Annotated in this window: 13 protein-coding genes and 3 pseudogenes; 8 read left to right on the forward strand and 8 right to left on the reverse strand. The window is 65.9% G+C overall.

Going from position 1 to position 17,698, the window contains the following annotated elements; translation table 11 throughout:
• Positions 1 to 273: 273 nt before the first annotated feature.
• From OHB49_RS44245 to OHB49_RS44270, 6 genes and pseudogenes are all read left to right on the forward strand, one after another.
• The gene (locus OHB49_RS44245; protein ID WP_329167269.1) at positions 274 to 519 is read left to right on the forward strand and encodes an antitoxin MazE7; all 246 of its coding nucleotides are present in this window, start codon (positions 274 to 276) and stop codon (positions 517 to 519) included.
• Between the two features lie 2 nt (positions 520 to 521).
• Positions 522 to 911 (forward strand): toxin Doc, encoded by a 390-nt coding sequence (locus OHB49_RS44250; RefSeq protein ID WP_329167271.1) that lies wholly within the window; start codon positions 522 to 524, stop codon positions 909 to 911.
• Positions 912 to 1,109: 198 nt separating this feature from the next.
• Positions 1,110 to 1,239: pseudogene (locus OHB49_RS44255) on the forward strand (succinate dehydrogenase/fumarate reductase iron-sulfur subunit); the annotation flags it as partial.
• Between the two features lie 71 nt (positions 1,240 to 1,310).
• Positions 1,311 to 2,990, forward strand: a complete 1,680-nt coding sequence (locus OHB49_RS44260) for a serine/threonine-protein kinase (RefSeq protein ID WP_329167273.1) — start codon at positions 1,311 to 1,313, stop codon at positions 2,988 to 2,990.
• Between the two features lie 676 nt (positions 2,991 to 3,666).
• Positions 3,667 to 4,362 carry a hypothetical protein gene (locus OHB49_RS44265; RefSeq protein ID WP_329167274.1) on the forward strand — a complete coding sequence of 232 codons (696 nt, stop codon included), beginning with the start codon at positions 3,667 to 3,669 and terminating at the stop codon, positions 4,360 to 4,362.
• 262 nt (positions 4,363 to 4,624) lie between these two features.
• Positions 4,625 to 5,224: a 3'-5' exonuclease gene (locus OHB49_RS44270; protein WP_329167275.1), complete on the forward strand. Its 600-nt coding sequence runs from the start codon at positions 4,625 to 4,627 to the stop codon at positions 5,222 to 5,224.
• Between the two features lie 323 nt (positions 5,225 to 5,547).
• On the opposite strand, the gene OHB49_RS44275 is transcribed toward OHB49_RS44270, so the two are convergent.
• The 8 genes and pseudogenes from OHB49_RS44275 to OHB49_RS44305 all read right to left on the reverse strand — a co-directional run bounded on the left by OHB49_RS44275 (position 5,548) and on the right by OHB49_RS44305 (position 15,108).
• Positions 5,548 to 6,681 (reverse strand): TIGR02391 family protein, encoded by a 1,134-nt coding sequence (locus tag OHB49_RS44275; protein ID WP_329167276.1) that lies wholly within the window; start codon positions 6,679 to 6,681, stop codon positions 5,548 to 5,550.
• Between the two features lie 314 nt (positions 6,682 to 6,995).
• Complete coding sequence (locus tag OHB49_RS44280) at positions 6,996 to 7,169, reverse strand: hypothetical protein (protein ID WP_329167277.1); 174 nt, start codon at positions 7,167 to 7,169, stop codon at positions 6,996 to 6,998.
• A gap of 422 nt (positions 7,170 to 7,591) precedes the next feature.
• A pseudogene (locus OHB49_RS46105) lies at positions 7,592 to 7,699 on the reverse strand (IS5/IS1182 family transposase); the annotation flags it as partial.
• A gap of 99 nt (positions 7,700 to 7,798) precedes the next feature.
• A protein-coding gene (locus tag OHB49_RS44285; RefSeq protein ID WP_267009715.1) for an IS5 family transposase occupies positions 7,799 to 8,676 on the reverse strand; the annotation gives its coding sequence in 2 pieces (ribosomal slippage) (positions 7,799 to 8,283 and positions 8,283 to 8,676; 879 coding nt in all).
• Between the two features lie 80 nt (positions 8,677 to 8,756).
• The gene (locus OHB49_RS44290) at positions 8,757 to 9,140 is read right to left on the reverse strand and encodes an XRE family transcriptional regulator (protein WP_329167279.1); all 384 of its coding nucleotides are present in this window, start codon (positions 9,138 to 9,140) and stop codon (positions 8,757 to 8,759) included.
• A gap of 500 nt (positions 9,141 to 9,640) precedes the next feature.
• Positions 9,641 to 10,324, reverse strand: a complete 684-nt coding sequence (locus OHB49_RS44295) for an RES domain-containing protein (protein WP_329167467.1) — start codon at positions 10,322 to 10,324, stop codon at positions 9,641 to 9,643.
• A 306-nt stretch (positions 10,325 to 10,630) separates the two neighbouring features.
• Complete coding sequence (locus tag OHB49_RS44300) at positions 10,631 to 12,946, reverse strand: WD40 repeat domain-containing protein (RefSeq protein ID WP_329167280.1); 2,316 nt, start codon at positions 12,944 to 12,946, stop codon at positions 10,631 to 10,633.
• Positions 12,943 to 15,108 (reverse strand): ATP-binding protein, encoded by a 2,166-nt coding sequence (locus OHB49_RS44305; RefSeq protein WP_329167281.1) that lies wholly within the window; start codon positions 15,106 to 15,108, stop codon positions 12,943 to 12,945. Before OHB49_RS44305 ends, OHB49_RS44300 begins: the two co-directional genes overlap by 4 nt.
• On the opposite strand from OHB49_RS44305, the gene OHB49_RS44310 reads away from it, so the two are divergent.
• Together OHB49_RS44310 and OHB49_RS44315 are read left to right on the forward strand one after the other, a co-directional pair.
• Positions 15,073 to 16,575: a lipase/acyltransferase domain-containing protein gene (locus OHB49_RS44310; protein ID WP_329167283.1), complete on the forward strand. Its 1,503-nt coding sequence runs from the start codon at positions 15,073 to 15,075 to the stop codon at positions 16,573 to 16,575. The two genes, OHB49_RS44305 and OHB49_RS44310, sit on opposite strands and share 36 nt — an antisense overlap.
• A 607-nt stretch (positions 16,576 to 17,182) precedes the next feature.
• Positions 17,183 to 17,554, forward strand: a pseudogene (locus OHB49_RS44315) (transposase); the annotation flags it as partial.
• Positions 17,555 to 17,698 lie beyond the last annotated feature (144 nt).

Consider the following 17,698-nt stretch of genomic DNA (forward strand, 5'->3'; position numbering starts at 1 on the left):
CGGCCGTGGCCGGGCGGCTCGCCCCCACACTCGGGAGGGGGCGGCCTCAAGCTGGGTTCGACACCGCCCTCGCAGCACGCCGCCCTCTGTGACTGAGACGGGGGGCGTCGTGCGCGCTACAACCGGCCGGATGACACCGTGGACGCCACCGAGACCGACCACTGGACGCAGTGCCGCTTTTCGGCAAGTTCAGGGAGGACCCTGCCGAGCCATAAAGATGCAGGTCAAGGCGGGGTGTATGCGTAGACGCATACACAGGTGCATACTGGTGGCATGGCTGACACGAGCGTAAGAATCACCACGGACACGAGGGACCGCCTCGCGGCTCTCGCCAAGGCCCGCGGCATGAGCCTCGCCGCCTACCTCGACGACCTCTCCCATCAAGAGGAGCACCAGGCGCTGCTCGGCCGAGCGACCGCCTCGTTCGACGCCGCGCTCGGCCGTCCGGGCTTCATCGACGCCTTCGACAAGGCGTTCGGCGGCCTCCCCGAGGCGCCCGCCGGTAGCCAGGCGGCCTGATCTTGGAACTGCACATCGACGTCCGGTGGCTCCTCGACCGGCAAGAGCGCGTGCTCGGCAAACACCTGCAGGTCCGCGACTACTCAGGGCTCGTCGCGGCCGTCGCCCGGCATCGCGTCAACACGCCCCACCTGGACATGGCCGACCCCGATGCCTACTGGCGAGCCGCAGCCCTGCTCGACACGATCGTGCTGCAGCGCCCACTGCCCGCCCGGAACGAGCTATACGGGTACGCGGTCGCCGTGGCGTACATCGAGGCCTCCGGCGAGACCGTCGACGCAAGTCAAGCCCAGTGGATTCAACTGATCGAGGACATCAAGGCCCTCCGGCTGGACACCTTCGACATCGCCGATCGCCTGCGGTCCTGGCCAGCGCGCCGAGCCGAGCCGTAAGCGGTCTCGTTACCCGGCCGCGGCAACGGAGCGTGCAGGTGCCAACTGCTCGGTCAGTGCCTAGTTCTGTAGCGCCAGATCGGCCTCGCTTCGGACGTCAAGCCGGGCACGCACCCAGAGTTCCGTGCCCGGAAAGGCGCTGCGCGTCTGGCGGATGTAGGTTCCGCGCGTCCGTGCGCACTGGGCCTGCTGGGCGCCGATGGGTTCGGCGGCTGCACCATTGACCGGGGAGTGCGCGACCGCCTGCCCGAAGGGGACTCCGCTGCCCTCGATCACGGCGATGAACAAGGAGTGGTCGCGGGCCCGATGCAAATGCGGCCGCCGGTAGGGGGATTCCAGCCGCCGCTCTATACTCCCTGTGCTCTACCAGTGGGACGGGCATGGAGACACGGGGGAAGCATGGCGGAAGCTGCGCAGACGTCACTGGCGATGGACGTCCTGGCCGTGGTCGGACCCGCGCTGGTGCTGCGAGCAGCAACGCTACCTCTGCTGACGCGTACTCAGCGGGCCGTGCGGGAACAGGCATCGGCGGACCCGTCCGCGCCGCCGCGGGCTGTCCCGGGAGCGGTCGCGGGAGAGCTGGCCCTGGGAGTGGCCGGTGGCATCGGCCTGTGGATCCTGATGAACCTGGACTTCCTCCCCCGGAACTACTTCCTGCTGCACCCGGTCGCCCTGGACGAGGGGACCTTCCTGTCGGAGTACTACGGCCTCTCCCTGGCGATGTCGTGGACCCTGTACTTCGTCATCGTCGTCCTGGCAGCGGTGGTCTGGCCGCTCATGTGGTTCCGGACGCAGCGCACCCTGCTCACCGCCGGTGTGCCCGCGAGGCCGTGGATCTCGTCACCCGAGGGGCGGTTCCGGCTGGGTGGCCTGGTGGCCCTCCGGGTCGCACTGGGACTGTTCCTGCCGGCGGGTCTGGTGCTGGCGGCCGTCGCGTGCCAGGTCGTCGCGTACGTGGCGAGCCGGAAGTACCAGACCGGGGCCGGGGTTCCAGTGGCTGGCGCTCCGGCCCGCGCAGGGCAGGCCGTCGCCGACACGCCGACGGTGGGGCCCGGGTCCGCGACTGCCGCCCTGCACGTCGGGCCGCTCGCCCAGCCTCCGCAGCCAGCTCGGCCCCCCTCGTACGTGCCGACGCGGCCCGACGTGGTCGCCGGCACCCTGCCGCCCATCGCCCACCAGCAACTCCGCCCGGGCGAGCCGCGGACGATCGGTGGCTACCAGCTGCTCGGCCGCATCGGCGCCGGCGGAATGGGCACGGTCTACCTCGCCCGGCGGGAGGGGGCAGCGACACAGGTCGCGCTGAAGACCATCCACCCCGAACTCCTCGACAACGCCGATCTGTTACGTCGATTCCAGCGCGAGACCGAGGTGCTGTCCTTGGTCTCCGGCGCCTACACGGCCCGCGTCCTCGACGCTGGCGTTGACGCCAGACGACCGTACCTGGTCATGGAGTTGCTGGACGGACGGCCCCTCGACGCACACATGGGGGAGCAGGGGCCGATCCGCACCCCCGACGCGCTGCGGTCGTTGGCGCTCGCACTGGCCGTGGCACTATCCGGAGTCCACCGGCTCGGCCTGGTCCACCGCGACCTCAAGCCCGCCAACATCATGCTAACCACGGCCGGCCCGCGCCTGCTCGACTTCGGCATCGCGGATCTGGTCGACGGCACCAGGCTCACCCGCACCGGCGCCGGACCGGGAACCCTGACGTACATGGCGCCGGAACAGTTCGGTGAGGAGCGCGTCGGTCCGGCCGCCGACGTGTGGGCGTGGGCCTGCTGCGTGGTCTGCGCTGCACACGGCACCAGCCCGTTCGCGGCGACCAGTCCGGGCGCGGTGATCCGCCGGATCGTAGACACCGGCCCCGAGCCGGCCGCGATGGCGGCGGTGCACGCCCTCACCCCGGAGCTCGCGGCCGCCGTTGAACGGGCACTGATCAACGACCCGGCGGGCCGCCCGGCGGACGGCGCGGCCCTAGTGGACCTGCTCACGTCCCAGGGGAGCCCTCATCACGAGTCGGCACAGATGGACGCCGTCCGCGAGGAGATCACCCGAGGCTGGCGCACCCTGCACCTCTGACCGCCGGGCTGCGGGCCCAACGGGCCTGCCTGCCGGCGCCTGCTCAGCTGCCGACCGCGCCCAGGGTGCCCGGGCGGCGGCCGACGAGCCGACCAGGGCCACGGAGATCGCCTCGTTGGCGGGCAGGTTGCACCACCACGTTCTCCCCGTCAGTCTCCGCCAGATCGAGCACTCGGCACGCCAGGCGCAGCTTCCCCGCCTCGGAATGCATCAGGTGTTCCAAACCCGAGGCGGGCCCTCAGTACGCCCGCGGCCGCGAGATGGTCCGCGAACACCACCCGGCAGTGATCGTTAACTCACCGGCCAGTCCCCACGTGGGGCGTCACACCAGCCATAGTTCCAGGCGAAGCGCGACAAGCGCAGGTGGCCCGCCAGGCTTCCAAGCCGCCGGCCCCGCAGATCATCCGGACGAGCGGTCCCGAATCGACCAAGGCGAGCGTCTAGGCGCTGCGCGGGTCCGCACACTTCGCCAAGACCAATGGCGGCTACACCGTGCACCTGGCCGAAGCCTTCGACCGCTGCCCCGCCAAGGCGCAGAGCTTGATGTTGCCGCTCATCACGCGAAATGCACGCTGCACCACGTCACCCGCAGGCTGGCCGGACCTAAGGCTATTGCCCTCGTGACGCGGCGCCCTGCATGGTGAGACCCAGCGGCTGTGTAGGCTTGGGAGACCATGTGGAAGAGTCACAGTGGATTCAGCGGCGGGTCTCGACCAGCAACAAGACACTGCGATTACCTCGAGCGTTGCTCTCCTTCGCCCTCGTCGATCTGGCCTGGGAAATCGTCAAGGCCAATCTGAGTAGCCATGTCCGCGGAGACTGGCCGTGGCGACTTACGGTGCTTGACGCGTCCACATGCGCAGCCGTGGTCGCTCTGCTGACGGGCATCATTGTGACCCGATCCCAACTGTCCCAGACCATGCAGCCCGTATTGAGTTGGTCCGGGTTCACGGGACGCAGCCACGAACTGACGGACTCACTACGAACGGTCTCCCTCGCCAATGCTGGCGGGGGACGATCCGTGGTGCGCTCCGTCGCCTACCGGATCCGGGCATCCGGGCCGTACGTGGGCAGTGCTGCCATCCCCTCCGGCTGGATGTCCTGGCGCAACGCCATCGACTCGCTTGCAGCACTTGGGCTCGACTGGGACCAAGACTTCTTCCTCCTTCACCTCGGTTCCGGCGCAGCTATCCCGATGACGAACGCTGGCCGAGAAGGTATGGAATTGCTCGCTCTGGGTTCGAAGGCTCTTGAGCGTCTGGCCGTGCTCGACATCAAAATCCAGGTCACCGACGTCCTGGGCGACGTCTATGAACGAGATCTGCAGTGCATTCGCCCACTGCCGCGGACGCGCCACAGCGCCAGCACGTGACACCACCTCAGGCCGGCGATCGACCGCACCCCGGCATGCGCGCATCACGGAACCTGAGCCAGAACCAGTTCTCGTGAACATTCCGACACGCCCTGGGGCAAAGTGACTCCCCAATTGGTGTCGTGGCCCGTGCTCAGGGAGCGTGGGAAGGCGCAGCCCTCACGGGCGCGGGCACGGTGACGGTGGCGTAACTGAAGAGGGCGCGGGCAGAGCTGCAGGTCTGACCCGCCCTCGCCGCACGGAAGAACTGAGAGACGTCTGCATGATGAACTTCTCCACCTGGCCCGCACTGCTCGTTGTGGACGTTGAGGGCAACGGCACCCATCCGCCGGACCTGGTGGAAGTCGCCGCGCTGCCTGTTCGTGACGGGAATCTGGACACCAGCACAGCCGGGGCGTGGCTGATCTGCCCGCCCCGCCCTGTCACGCCCTATGCGGCCCGCGTGCACGGCCTGACCAACGAGGTTCTGGCGAAAGCCCCGGCATGGCGGGAGATTGCCGATCAGGTCCACGGCGTCCTGGGCTCAGCGTGGATCTGCGCCCACAACGCGCACGTCGACTACCGCGCGCTGACCGCGCACTTGCCGAAGTGGGCGCCGGCCGGGGTCATTGACACCCTCCGCCTCGCCAAGGCCACGTACACGAACATGCCGTCATACGGACTCGACGCCCTGATCGAGCATATTCAGCCGGACCTCTCAGCAGCCCCCGCGTACAGGCATCGTGCCACCTACGACGCATACGCCACAGCACAGCTCCTCGTCGCGATGGCGAGCCGCTACGAGACCTGGGATCAGCTCGTTGCCGCGGCCGTTCCGCCCGGCATGCCCGGCGCACCAGAAGAGGCACCCACGCTCTGGTGACAGGCGAACAGCGGAGGGCGCCGGCTCATGCAGATTGTTGGGTTCGGCCGCCTGGGCGGCAGCGCGACTCAGGACGAGCGGTCGTCAACCCAACGGCAGGGCGGCCAACCTGCTGGAGTGTCCGCTGCGCAGAAGTCTCAGATCCTGAGCAAGTTCTGCAACCAGCAGGCTGGCTGTCCGTACAACGTGTCAGAGGCTGCCCTCCTGGAGTGCACGAACTCCTTCTATGTGACGGAGCAAGGTCAGGTCCTGCCAAAGTAGACCTCACGCGAGTGGATGCCTCCGAGACGAGATCCACAAAGGACCCCCTATGCCCGGGCCCGCTACGGGGCGGCGGCGGCCTTGCGCTTGTCGTCCTCGATGTCGAGACGGCGCATGAGGAAGCTGGCGAAGACCAGCATCTCTTCGGCCTCGTCGCGGTCGTCCTTGTCGTCCGGCCCGTGCATCCGAGGGTTACGTAGCGCGCCCGTTGCGCCCTTGAAGAGGAACTGCATGCCGTTCTGCTCGCTCTCCAGCGAGCCGCCCGTGGACCGGGTCACGGTGAGTTTCGGGGGGTCTGGTTTGGCGCCGAAGGCAATGCCCATGAGCCTTTCGCCGACTTCACCGGTGCCGGCCAGCGTCTGCACGCGGTGCTCGATCGCCTGGAACGCGCTCCTCACCGCGTCTCGGTAGAACCCCTTCTCGAACCGTTCGGCAGCGACCTCCTCGATCAGCGGATGCAGAACACAGGTGACCGACATGGGGCTGGGCGGGCTGACGACGGGGTGGCGGGCTCCGGGGAAGACCGGGCTGGCTCCGGGGAAGGGGGGTGGCTCTGTGGGCCGCTTGAGGAAGGGCCGCCTGTCTACCGCAACCCTCGTCGGTCCGAGCTCCTTCTCGCGGACGCCCCAGTACTCGTCCATCTGGCGCACAGCGGCGTACGGCCGAATGGTCCGGTCGAAGCTCAGCGACCAGTCCAGCAACTCTGCGTTGATGCTGCCACCGCGGAAGCAGGGTTCCCGCACCGCGAGGGCGGCCGCGAAGTACTCGGCCTTCATGCCCGGCAGGTACTTCGGATCGTGCCCTTGGAGGAGTGTCTGGCTTCCACGCGTCAGCCGCGGCTGCACACCGGGGTCCGCAGGCCGCCAGGTCGGCTCCATTCTGGCCGCTGTCCGCACCATGCTGAGGAATAGCCCGAGGGCCATTGAGGAGTTGATGCAGTTCGCGGCTCCGGCGACCGTCAGCGACAGCTCCTGCGAGCCCTGCGGCAACGGCGAGAGGTCGGGTGCAAGTCCGAGCAGCAAGGCGGGGCACAGCTGCTGTACGACCTCCTCGAACTGCAGGCCCTGCGCATACAGCTTGCGATCGACTTCGTCGAAAGTCGGCCACCGATGGTGTTCACTGAGGTATGCCCAGACCGCGTCGAGGAGGACGTGGCCTTCGTCTCCCGTGGGGCGCGGCATTCCCTTCGGCGCCATAGTCCGAACGATCACGTGCTGTCCCCCAGCGTCCGACCCTGAACGATGCCCGCAGGCTACTACTGCGCGGTGGGCTACGGAGTCGGCGCCTCAACGCAGCCGGTCATCCACATGTATGGATCCATGGCGTGCTGCTCGGCGGTGGTCTTGCGGTCCCACCGTCCGTGGCACAGCTCCTTGCTGGGCGTCTCCCCTAGGTTCAGGATCGCCAGCTGCGCCTTGCGGCCATCCAGCAGCGAGGTGTCCTCGTGGGTCTGCGCGGAGGTTTTGATCTGCTCCGAGATCTGGTCATGCGTAGGTGCTGCCGGCGTGGGCTACAGCACGACGGCGGCGGCAACAGCATCCGCCAACACCAAGCTTGCGGCGGTGACTTGGACGAACGCGATCTTGATAACGGTCGTGGCGGCGACGTTACCGTGGGTCTCGCATTGGCAGAACGACGTTGAGTACAGCCCCGCCTGCCCTGGGCCGTACTGGTTCTTGGCCATGCGCTCGTCGCAGATCTTGAGGCCGGCTGTCTCGGCTCAGCCGGAGGCTGTTCCCGCAGCCTGACCTGCCACAGCCTGCCCCCGCCCGGGCCCGCTCTCCCTCATCGCCGCCCAACGAGCCCGACACATCCACGAACCATTTCCCGGAAGGCAGAGCTACCGCCAGGTCGCCACGGCCACCCGCATCTTCCTCCACGACCTCGCCACCGGATGGGACGGCAGCAGAATCCTCGTGATCGCCCAATCAGCCAACCGATGGGCACTGGAACATCTGCTCACCGGGACACCGCAGGAACAACTGCTCCAAGCACCGCCCACCTGGCGGCCCGGCTGGCACTAACACGCTGTCTGCCGACTTGCCCGCCTCAATCCGGTGCATCTATGTCAAGCATGCGCAGAGCAGAAGGCCCGGGCCCACTGGTCCCGCGCAGCGCCTGCCGGTCCAGCACCCTCGGCCGCCCCGCCACCAACTTCGGCCCAGATTCCGGCAACAACGGCTCGATCAGCGACCACAGTTCGTCCGAAACGATCCAAGGGGCGACTCCCTCTTGCCCACGAACAGACCAACGTGCACCCAAGCCGACAGTCACACCATCAGAGACTTCTCCTAGGACGTGTTTGAGATGTGGTCACAGCGCCTGCCGTATGAGGGTGAGTTGGACGGTCGACTCGTAGCGGACGGCGAGCTTGTCGTACCTGGTCGCAACGCCTCTCGCCTGCTTCAGAAGGCCGATCCGGCACTCGACTTTGTGCCTGCGCTTGTACATTTCGCGGTCGAAGCCGGGCGGACGGCCTCCGGCGGAACCGCGGCGGAGTCGGTGTCCGGCCTGGTCTCGCTTCTCCGGGATGGTGTGCGCGATCCCGCGTTTGCGCAGGTAGGAGCGAATCTGACGGGAGGAGTACGCCCGGTCGGCAAGCACATGTCCGGGCCGGGTGCGGGGGCGTCCACCGCTGATCCGGGGGACACGAATTCGGTCCATCACCTGCTCGAAGGCGGGCGCGTCGCCTCGTTGGCCGGCGGTGATGACGGCAGCGAGGACGTGGAAGGAGGCGTCGACGGCGAGGTGAATCTTGGTGGTCAGTCCGCCGCGCGAGCGTCCCAGGCCGTGGTCGTCCGGCTCGGCCGCGAGGCCGTTCGGACGCGTCCGGCCCGGATCGTCAGCCCCCTTTTGCGGGCCCCGGCGGCGTGCTGGTGAGCCCGGCAGACGGTGGAGTCGACCGAGACCTCCCACTCGATGATCCCATCCGCATCTGCCTTGACCTGCAACTTCTTCAGGACGCGGGCCCATGTTTCGTCGATCTGCCACCGTCGGAACACCGCATACGCGGTCTCCCAGGGGCCGTATCGCTCGGGCAGATCCCTCCAAGGCGAGCCGGTCCGGGCCCGCCACCAGATCCCGTCGAACACCTGCCGCCGATCCCTCGGAGGTCGACCCATCTTCGGTATCGGCGGCAACACCGCTTCCAGCCGCTCCCACTGCGCATCCGTCAGATCGCCACGAGACATCTGAAGATCATTTCACGACCTTGATCAACATCTCAAACACGTCCTAGGACCTCTTACTCTCCAACGTGCTCGGGGCCGTATCAGAGATCGCCCTGAAGGTACGAGCGGGCTGCGGCCATCACGTCCTTGAAGCGATCTTCGGCGATAGCCTGCAGGGGCGAGTCATCCTCAAGCTGCGGATTCATGCCAATCATCCAGGCCCGGGCGGTGTGGCAGTTCTCGGCGCCTTCGATGATCCTGAAAATCTGGTAGGCGGTGCGCAGGCGAACCTCAGAATCGAAGCGCGGAGCGTTCTGGGCTTTGCACCACTTCCCAACTTGCTTGGCGTCCTCAATGCCGGCGACGTACGCGGTGACGCGCTGGCTGAAGTTGTCCTGCAGGAAGCGCGCAATGTCTGCGATGGCCTGCTGCGCAGTGTCGCGGTGGGCGCGGGCTTCGGCGGCGGTCTCTCGCTGAGTCTGCATGGTCTCCTCGTTTCCTCGTCGCTCGCAGTGAGTGCGTTAGCGGAGGAGGTTTGCGCTGGATGCGCGAAGGCTGGACGGGGGCGCGTACCGCTGCCGTTCGTCAGCCATATGCATGGGAGGCGCGCGACCCATCAGCAGTGGGCGTCATCGCGACCGCGTAGTACACCACTGCAGCCTGGAGGAGGTGACCGGAGTGCTTGGGCGTGCCTGGCGCTCTGTCTCTGCGGCTGGGCGCAGCGTCTGGTAAGCAGATGGTGGCGTCACTCAACATGGCTTCTCCCTGGTGGTGTTGAGGAAATGGTACCCGTTTACACCCTGCTTACTCCACAGTTTTCCCACCTTAAAAGATACTCAAATCCCGCCTCCCGTTGTCCCGTGACGCTGTGAGCTGCATGTTTCTGAGGGAACTCTGCTGGCACTCGGTGACAGGTACGTGACGTACGAATCGCACAGACACCAGATCGAGGGACATTTCGCACGGCTAAACGGCCTATCAGGTTTCACCACACGGTCAGGCCGTACTCCCGAGCGACCTCTTGCAGCTCGACGGCCTCCGCGAGGATGGGGCGTCGTTCGGCTTCGACGAGCTCGGTGCCGCTGAGGATGGCCCAGCATCGGCGGCCACCGTAGCCTGATCGGTAAGCAATGCCCTGGGCCAGTTGGTGTCCTTCGTCGTTGCGCTGGGCAACGGTCCACGCGGCGATTTGACGAGCTATTCGGCGGTCTCGTCCGTGAATGTGCTCGTCGTTCAACGGCCCCTTGACCCCCCACTCGCTGAACTCGTTCTCCAGCTCCTTCGCCAACACCTCACGAGTGGCTTCTGCGTCTACGTCGAGGAACCGGGCGTCGGACGACAACTTCAACCGGACGAGGATGTGCTCTTCACGCCAGCTGGAGGCGAGGTGCCCCATCTTCATGCGGCCGTGCTGGCTGGGTCCATCGTCGTCCAGGAGTTGCCGAATCATGGGCTGGACCCGGAAGTAGGCAAGTGCTTCGGCGTAACAACCGGTTGGTTCAGAGGCGCAGTAGAGCATGCCGTAGGTGAAGAGGCTGAAGCGGCCGGCGGAGGAACCTGCGATGGTCTCGGGTTCGACCTGGTTGTACTTCAGCGGTGCGCTTGACTTGCCCAGCCGCCAAACCCCGCGTTCGGGGGCAGTGACGAGTGCGACAGGGGGGACGGACATGGTCATCCCTGCCACCTCCTTCGAGCGGGAGCAGTCCCTTGCAGCGGGGTGCGTGCATCTGAGACTTTCAGTGCGATGCGAGGCACGAGGCCGGAGACTTGGGCTAAGACAGCGATCACGGGTCCTCGATGGTGAATGTGGGTGCCTGTGGGTCAGCAGTTCTTCGCGCCAGCACGGCGGGCGTGATGGCGTTGCGCAGTGTGGGCTGATCATTGTCGCGTAGCTGCGGTCTGCTTGTCGGTTTTTCGTAGACACTTGGCGGGCGCGCGCACGGAGCGCGGGAGCATGCGGACGGCGCACGCGGTCTCACAAGCGGTCGTGGTGGACGCGAAAGATCATTGTTCCTGCTTCCCCCGTTGCAAGGAGGACAGTGGAAGGTTCACTGCTGTGCTGATGCGGGGCCACGCGTAGCGCGTTGACGGGATACCCGATGACGATCTGCAAGAGTTGCCTGTTTGCGGAGGCGTCCCACAGATGAATGCTGGTGCTTCCGGCTGCGGCGAAGACGACTCGCCGACCATGGATTCGGAAGGCTGTCACGGCGTTGAGATCACCGTCGCGCGGATTGAACTCGTGCACAGGTTTGGCTACTGACTCCAAGTCCCAGAGTTTGAGCGTGCCGACCTGACCAGCCGTCACCAGTTGCCGACCTGTTCTGTCGTCAGATGGCTCAAAGGCAACGTCGTTGACGATGTTCTGATCGCATCGGATCGTGGGGCCGTGCTGGGTGAGGCTTGTGGTGTCCCAGATCCGGAGGTTGCCATCGCTGCCCCCTGATGCGAGTAACGCGCCACTTGCGGTGCGGGTCGAGGCGAGGCAACGGACGCTGAACTTATGGTCCGTGAAGACAGCTACAGGTTCGTGCGTGTGCAGGTCCCACAGGCGCACCGAACCGTCTGCGCTGCCGCTGGCCAGGAGGCTGGACCGACCTGAACCGGGTACCGCTTCGAGGGCCAGTGCTGGCGAGTAATGACCTTTCAGTCTCACTTCTGTCGACGAGTGACGTTCGGCGTTCGGGTCAAGAATCACGATGCTGTTGTCGCTCAGGGCTGCGGCTACGAGCATTCGCTGGTGCACGCGTACCCAGGCCAGTGCGGTGACCGTTTCATGGTCGATGACAGGTCGTTTCTCTCCGGTGTCGATGTCCCATGTGAGGGTGCGGGTCCCCTCGCTGATGGCGAGGAGGTGCGCGGGACCTGAAGACAGGGCGCTTGCAGTGATGGGGTTCCAGGCGGGGCGTCCGTGCTGAAAAGTGTTTCCGGTCAGAGGCCAGTTTCGGACAGTGCGGTCGGCGCCGGCTGTGATGAGGCGGGCACCCGAGCGACCGGACAGGGACGTGAGGGCGTTGATCGGAGCGGAGTGTGCCTGCAGAGATTCACCGATGGGCTCCAGGGGGTGGGTCTGCCACAGACACACGGTGCCGTCAGCTCCCGCGGAGGCGAGGGCTTGCCGATCGTCGACGGTGACCATGGCCAAGGCCGTGATGGGTCCGTTCATCGCCTTGTCGGCTCTGGCCATTCGGGGATGTCTCGTGCTGGCGGCGTCATGAAGGAAGAGGTTGCCGTTTGTGTCGCCGCCGGCGTAGTGCCCGGGTGCGGGCAGGGCGACGAGAGCGCGAATGGTTGCGGGATGGCGGGAGTGCGTGAGTGCCGCACGGCCGTCGAAGCAGCTGACGGTGTCGTGCTGGGCGTAGAGCAGGAGTCCGGACCCGTCTGGCAGAGTCGTGCCGCGGAGGAGGGCTGCTGCTCGTTCCAGCCTGGGAAGAGGGATGTCGACCTCTTGGAACGCCGCGGTGTTGAAGGCGGCGATGTAGCCATCGCTGAAGGCGGCTAGAAGCACCGGCGCACGGTTTTGGGGTTTGTAAAGGGTCAGCGAGCTGACCCAGGTGCCGGGGCGCTGGTGAATCTGTCCGATGGTTCGGCCGCGGGGTGCGTCCAGGATGGTGACGGTGCCATCGGTGCTTCCTGTTGCGAGAAGGCCTTCGTGCAGGGGCAGCAAGTGGTCGACTGCGCCTTCGTGTACGGCGATCGGTGGAACGGCCGTGGAACCGTCGTGCCTGAGGACGCGGACGACACCATGGTCGTCTCCTGTGACCAGCAGAGTCCGGCTTTTTGAGCGGCGCCCTGGGGCCACCGTGGTGAGGGACGTAACGGCAGCGTCGTTGAGAGCCCATACGTTGTCCGGGCTCGCGCAGTCACTCCAGAGTGGGGAGACAGGCGAGCCTGCGAACGGCGTGGGCTTGGAGTGCGAGTGCATACGAGGTTTGTGGCGTGAGGTGGCGGCGTGGTGGGCCAGGTGCAGACTTGTCAGCCGGGACATGGGGCTGAGGTTGTGTGAATAGGGCTCCAGCTTTGCCCAGGCCTGGAGCCATTGCTGTCGTGCTGAAGGGCTGTCTCCTACGGCGAGCAGGCGGCCGAGCGCGGAGCTGGACTCCCATGGCAGGAGGGCAGGGGGTACGTGTGCGTCGTCCAGCACGCGACCCTGAGCCGCGTGCTGGGCAAGGTGGCGGCGCAGGTAGGGATGGGGGGGAATGTGGGGGTCGTCGGGTACCAGTTCGGCCAGTGCGGCGGCGAGCTGGCGGTGGATCTCGGCGTGCCGGTCGCCGCTCGGTCGCTGACTCATGCGGTGTCACCCAGATCGAGCTGGTTGGGGTCGAGGTCGCGGAGGGCCTCGGCGAGCGCTTCGTGGGCAGGCCTGTAGACCCGCCGGTTGTCTTCGTGATCGTGCGCAAGATAGCCGTTCAATCGGCTCTTGAGCAGCTTTTGTATCATTTCGTCCCAGTCGTCGCGTGAGCGTCTCAGTAAGACTCTCGCCATCTGCGGCCAGATGTTCGACCAGGGGATTCCAGCTCCCTCGGCGAACGCGGATGCGCGCAAGAGCGCCAGCGCCACATCGGCGGGAAGGCCGTCCGCTGCGACGAGCATGAGATCGCGCTTAAGAAGCCCGGTGGTCCCCCGCTGCAGCATCTTCTGCCACTCGGGTTGTCGTGCGACGGCGGCAGGATCGTCTGCCCTGCGCAACTGCTCGCCGGCGAGGCGGGCGTCGATGAAGGATGGCCACACTTCGGGCGCCACGAGTTCAGCTGCTTCCTGAGCCGTATCGCGGTGTCCGCCATCACAGATGAGCGCATGCAGGTACAGCTCAATGTCCTTCTTGCTGCCCTCGTCGTCCGTACGCTGCTCTTCCGCAGCCGGAAATACAGCTTGCAGTGCCTCGACTAGTCCCTGTTCCTCATCCGGTAACGCAGTTCTCGACGCGCTGAGGGGCCGACTGGAGCGCACCCCGATGAGCAGGCGCAGGCCGGCCGGAGAGGTTGGGGGTGGCGGGTCGGTGTCTTGACGCGGGTTCGGAACATGAGCGAGCTGCGGTGCACAGAATTCACTGAGCGGGGCCAGGACGTCCTCGATAATGCGATGACGCTCGTCTGCCTCATCAAGGCCGTCAATGAGGATCGTCACTGGCTCGCTACGGGCGCGCAGCGTCTGGACAATCTGCTGCGTCCATTCGACGACAGGATCCCGAATCGATCCGGGATGCTCGGGTGCCACGCCCAGGGCCTGGAGAATGTCGCCGGCCAGATCTGCTGCGCCACGGTGGCGCGCGAGGACTGCCGCGGTGATTGAGCCAGGAGCTGGCACCGTCTCGGCATCGACCAGGTCCATGGCCGTCTTGAAGATGGGCTCGTCACGAAAGGTTGGGCTGCTCAGCACAACGGCACGAGCAAGGAGGGCGGACTTGCCGCTGCCGGCGCTCCCCGTGATCAGCAGGACCCCCCGTGCACGCGCTCCGCTCAGGAATTCTGCGACCCTGCGATTGAGGTCTTCGCGCCCGCGGAAGTACCACCCAGAATCGTCGTCCTGTGTTCGTCCGGTTGCACGGTCAAGCCAATAGTCGTCAGTAGGAGTGCTGGCCTGCCGCCGGCCCACCCCGACCAGCTCGCGTACGTGACGGTATCCGGGGTTAGGGATACAAGGCGTGGGGGTGAGGTGGCCACTGCCATCGATCAGGCGGTGCAAACGGTGCTGCTTTATGGCCTCCGGCGTGCCTAACCCGCGTTCGAACTCCTCCATGAGATCAGCGACGCTGAGATGGGGGGTCGTGATCCCCGCGGTTGTCCGCAAGCGGTGAAAGGCGCCACGTAGCAGTGTGGGAAATCTCCTTACCTGCACAGGCTTGTCATGCCCGCAAGTGACCAGCACGTCGAGGCTGCACCTGGCCTTCCGGTCAGCCCGGATATCCTCATACAGGTTGGCAACCTCGCTGTGAATCTTTCCGGCGTAGCAAGTATTGACAATGACGAGGACGTTCTCGGCGTGCGAGTCGAGGGCAGCGGTGATGAGCTCCGTGGTGCGCATCGAGGTGTTGAGATGACGCCCTTTGACAGAGTCTGGCAGTTTGAGAAAGTGCGTCCGCGAGCCGGAAACACCATGCCCCGTGATGAACAGGACCAGTGCCTGGCCTTCCATCTCCCGCACGCGGTGTCGACGCAGGAAGTCTTCGATGTCGTCGCGGGTCTTCAACTCTGGCGGAGGGACCTGGCGGAAGGCGGTCCCTGGGTCGTGGGCGGACCACCACTCCGCGACGACCTGCAGCTGCTCGTCGATGCCGGCAGTGAACTCGTCATCGTCGTCCTCGTAGTCACGCACCGCCACGGTGAGCAGAGTCCGTTGTGCCGCAACAGCTACCTCAGGGTCCTGTGTTTGCGTGAACTCCCCCGCCGCTTTCTGCATCTCTCTAGTGTTCCAGTCATGACCGAGCCACCGCAGAAGAATCTGCCGGGCCACAGCCCAGGCAGTTGGCCCCACACTCCACCCGGGCTGACCCCGACCATCACGCACGACGCGGTCGTCATCGTCCCCGGAATCATGGGGAGCGAGCTGTACGACACCACTACCGGCGACGTGCTTTGGGGCTTAGCCAACCCCAAGTGGCTCGCCAAAGCCTGGCTGACAAAGCCCGGCCTCTCTCCCTTGCACCTCACAGCCGAGGAACAGGCCGGCGAGTTCGGCCGTATCAAGGCGCGGCGGCTCCTACAAACACCCGCTTGGAGCCCATTCCTGCGGGGCATCGAGCCGTACCACAAACTGACCCGAGCCATCGAGAACCCCGTCGCGGATCCCGCTGCGGTCATGCCGTTCCCGTACGACTGGCGCCTGCCTGTCGAGGTCAACGCCCGCCTGCTAGCAGGCGCCGCTCGTGAACATCTGGAGCAGTGGCGCAGACATCCCGCCCACACAGCGGCTCGCCGTCAGGCAGTGGATGAGCGCCAGGCCCGCCTTGTGTTCATCGCCCACTCGATGGGCGGTCTGGTCACGTACGCAGCACTTACGCTCGGATTCGATAATGATCTCGCGGCAGACACTCGCGGGGCCATGACGCTCGGCACCCCGTTCCACGGATCCGTCGTCGCAGCGAGCATTCTCAACTCCATCCAAGGCGCCCCACTGCCCCTGCCACACAACCGGCTCGCTGCTCTCGCCGCAACGATGCCAGGTGTCCACGACCTGCTCCCCCGCTTCGTCTGCCTCGAGGAAGGCCTCAATGTCCGTCGCCTCACACCGACGGATGTCGCCGCCTTGGGCGGTGACAAGGATCTTGCCAGGAACTCGCAGATGTTCTTTGACAACCTCTACTCGCAACCGTTCCCGCACCATCGCCCAGTCGTAGGAATTCGTCAGGACACAGTGCAGTCCATGCGGCTGGAAGATGGCACGGTCATTGCCTCCGAGTACTGCTTCCGCAGCAACACGGACGGCGAGGCGATGCGCGACCTAAATGGGACCCCGCGTCGTTTTCAAGTCTGGGGCGACGGAACAGTGCACCGGGAGTCCGCATCCTTGACACGTCGTACCCTGCCAATTGCCTCGCAACACGGTGCGCTCGCCAGCGGCAAAGCGGCACTGCAAGCCGTCGCAGACTTCCTCTTGGAAGATGATCATCTCGGTCCCGACCAGGCCAACGAGGGCCTTGGCCTGAAGGTCCCGGACTACGTAGTACCCAACTCCGAATGGGCCATCCGCGTAGCGGGCACCGATGATCCCTCCGGTGTCGACTGCACCGTGGCCTCGGTTGACGGTGACTTTCAACGGGAAGCTCGCTTGTACGCGAGCGACGGCGACGCACTCGGAGCAAGCATGAAGGTTCCCAGGATCGGCCTGTACCGGGTCACGGTGGAGGCGGATTACGTCACGTCCCCCTTGACACAGCTCGTATTCGCCGGCGCCGACGGTGTGATGCCACTCAACGAATGACCCAGGTTGATCGATTCTCTGTCAGCGTTGGGTAAGGCCTCCCGCTTCCGGGTGAAGCACCTGCCGTGCCAGGCGTCATTGCATCCGGTGATCCGATCGCAGCCAGCCACGCTCAGCGACGCGACCCGGCGCGCGAACTCCCCACCCTCCGAGTTGCGCCGCCGCGGCACGCACGCAGAGAGTGCTGCGCTCCAGTCCAACGAGAGGCTCACCCTAGGAACGCCGGTACTGCGGGAGCCGATCGAGGACTTGCCCCGCTGCAGTGCAGCCCGGAAGTCATTGGCGCAGTCGCGTCCGGCGGCCTGGCGGGTTCCCGGCTAGCGACCGGCCTTGGAATCGGGGAACGACGCGTGCCCCGAGGTAGCCGCGTTGCCTGATGGAGTGTCCGCCGAGCGGGCCGAGCAGGCACGGGAATTGCGCCCAGAGCAGCCCGAGCAGTGACAGATGCTGACGCATCTGCCCGAGGGGTCCTCTCCACGAGAGCGGAGAGGAACCGCCTGGGGGGGCGTGTGTTACGGCCCTGCGTCCTGTCCGCGCTACTGAACTTGATTGAGTGATGTCGGAGCCGTTTGCCTGACAGCGGCACCACGGCTTCGGTAGCCGTTAGGGCGCCCGCAAGAGCTTCTCGTGGCAGGACTATCGCGACCTCCTGGTGCGGGCACACATCCAGCTCGACGGACCGATCGTGGTGGTCTGGGACAATCTCAACACCCATCTGGCCGCGGGGCTGAAGCGGTACGAGGCCGAACACGACTGGCTCACCACCGTCCGGCTTCCGCCGTATGCACCCGGCCTGAATCCCGTCGAGGCTGTCTGGTCACTCGTGCGCAGAGCAATGGCCAACACCGCTTTCACCACACCCGACGACCTCGACCGCAAGCTCCGCAGCGAGTTACGCAGGATCCAACTCCGGCCCCGTCTCATCGACGGCTGTCTCACCGCCACAAGACTGTCCATCAACCCGCCGACCCCACCTTGAAAACCTCCTTACGTTGTTGGTGGGTTGATTCCGGTCACTCGTAGGATCGGGAGGCCCAGGGGCACTGGGTGTGGCTGTCAACCTCATGCCGCAGGAGTGGCTTCTACTGATTGGCCGCCCGGTGCCCCGCGACGACTCGGCCAC

This window comes from Streptomyces sp. NBC_01717 (assembly GCF_036248255.1).
In the GTDB taxonomy this organism is placed as follows: domain Bacteria; phylum Actinomycetota; class Actinomycetes; order Streptomycetales; family Streptomycetaceae; genus Streptomyces.

Bases quoted from the DNA above. Each gene is read 5' to 3' on its own strand.
- OHB49_RS44245 (WP_329167269.1), top strand. From the start codon at position 274: ATGGCTGACACGAGCGTAAGAATCACCACGGACACGAGGGACCGCCTC.
- OHB49_RS44260 (WP_329167273.1), top strand. From the start codon at position 1,311: ATGGCGGAAGCTGCGCAGACGTCACTGGCGATGGACGTCCTGGCCGTG.
- OHB49_RS44270 (WP_329167275.1), top strand. From the start codon at position 4,625: ATGATGAACTTCTCCACCTGGCCCGCACTGCTCGTTGTGGACGTTGAG.
- OHB49_RS44275 (WP_329167276.1), bottom strand. From the start codon at position 6,681: ATGGCGCCGAAGGGAATGCCGCGCCCCACGGGAGACGAAGGCCACGTC.
- OHB49_RS44280 (WP_329167277.1), bottom strand. From the start codon at position 7,169: ATGGCCAAGAACCAGTACGGCCCAGGGCAGGCGGGGCTGTACTCAACG.
- OHB49_RS44290 (WP_329167279.1), bottom strand. From the start codon at position 9,140: ATGCAGACTCAGCGAGAGACCGCCGCCGAAGCCCGCGCCCACCGCGAC.
- OHB49_RS44295 (WP_329167467.1), bottom strand. From the start codon at position 10,324: ATGTCCGTCCCCCCTGTCGCACTCGTCACTGCCCCCGAACGCGGGGTT.
- OHB49_RS44300 (WP_329167280.1), bottom strand. From the start codon at position 12,946: ATGAGTCAGCGACCGAGCGGCGACCGGCACGCCGAGATCCACCGCCAG.
- OHB49_RS44310 (WP_329167283.1), top strand. From the start codon at position 15,073: ATGACCGAGCCACCGCAGAAGAATCTGCCGGGCCACAGCCCAGGCAGT.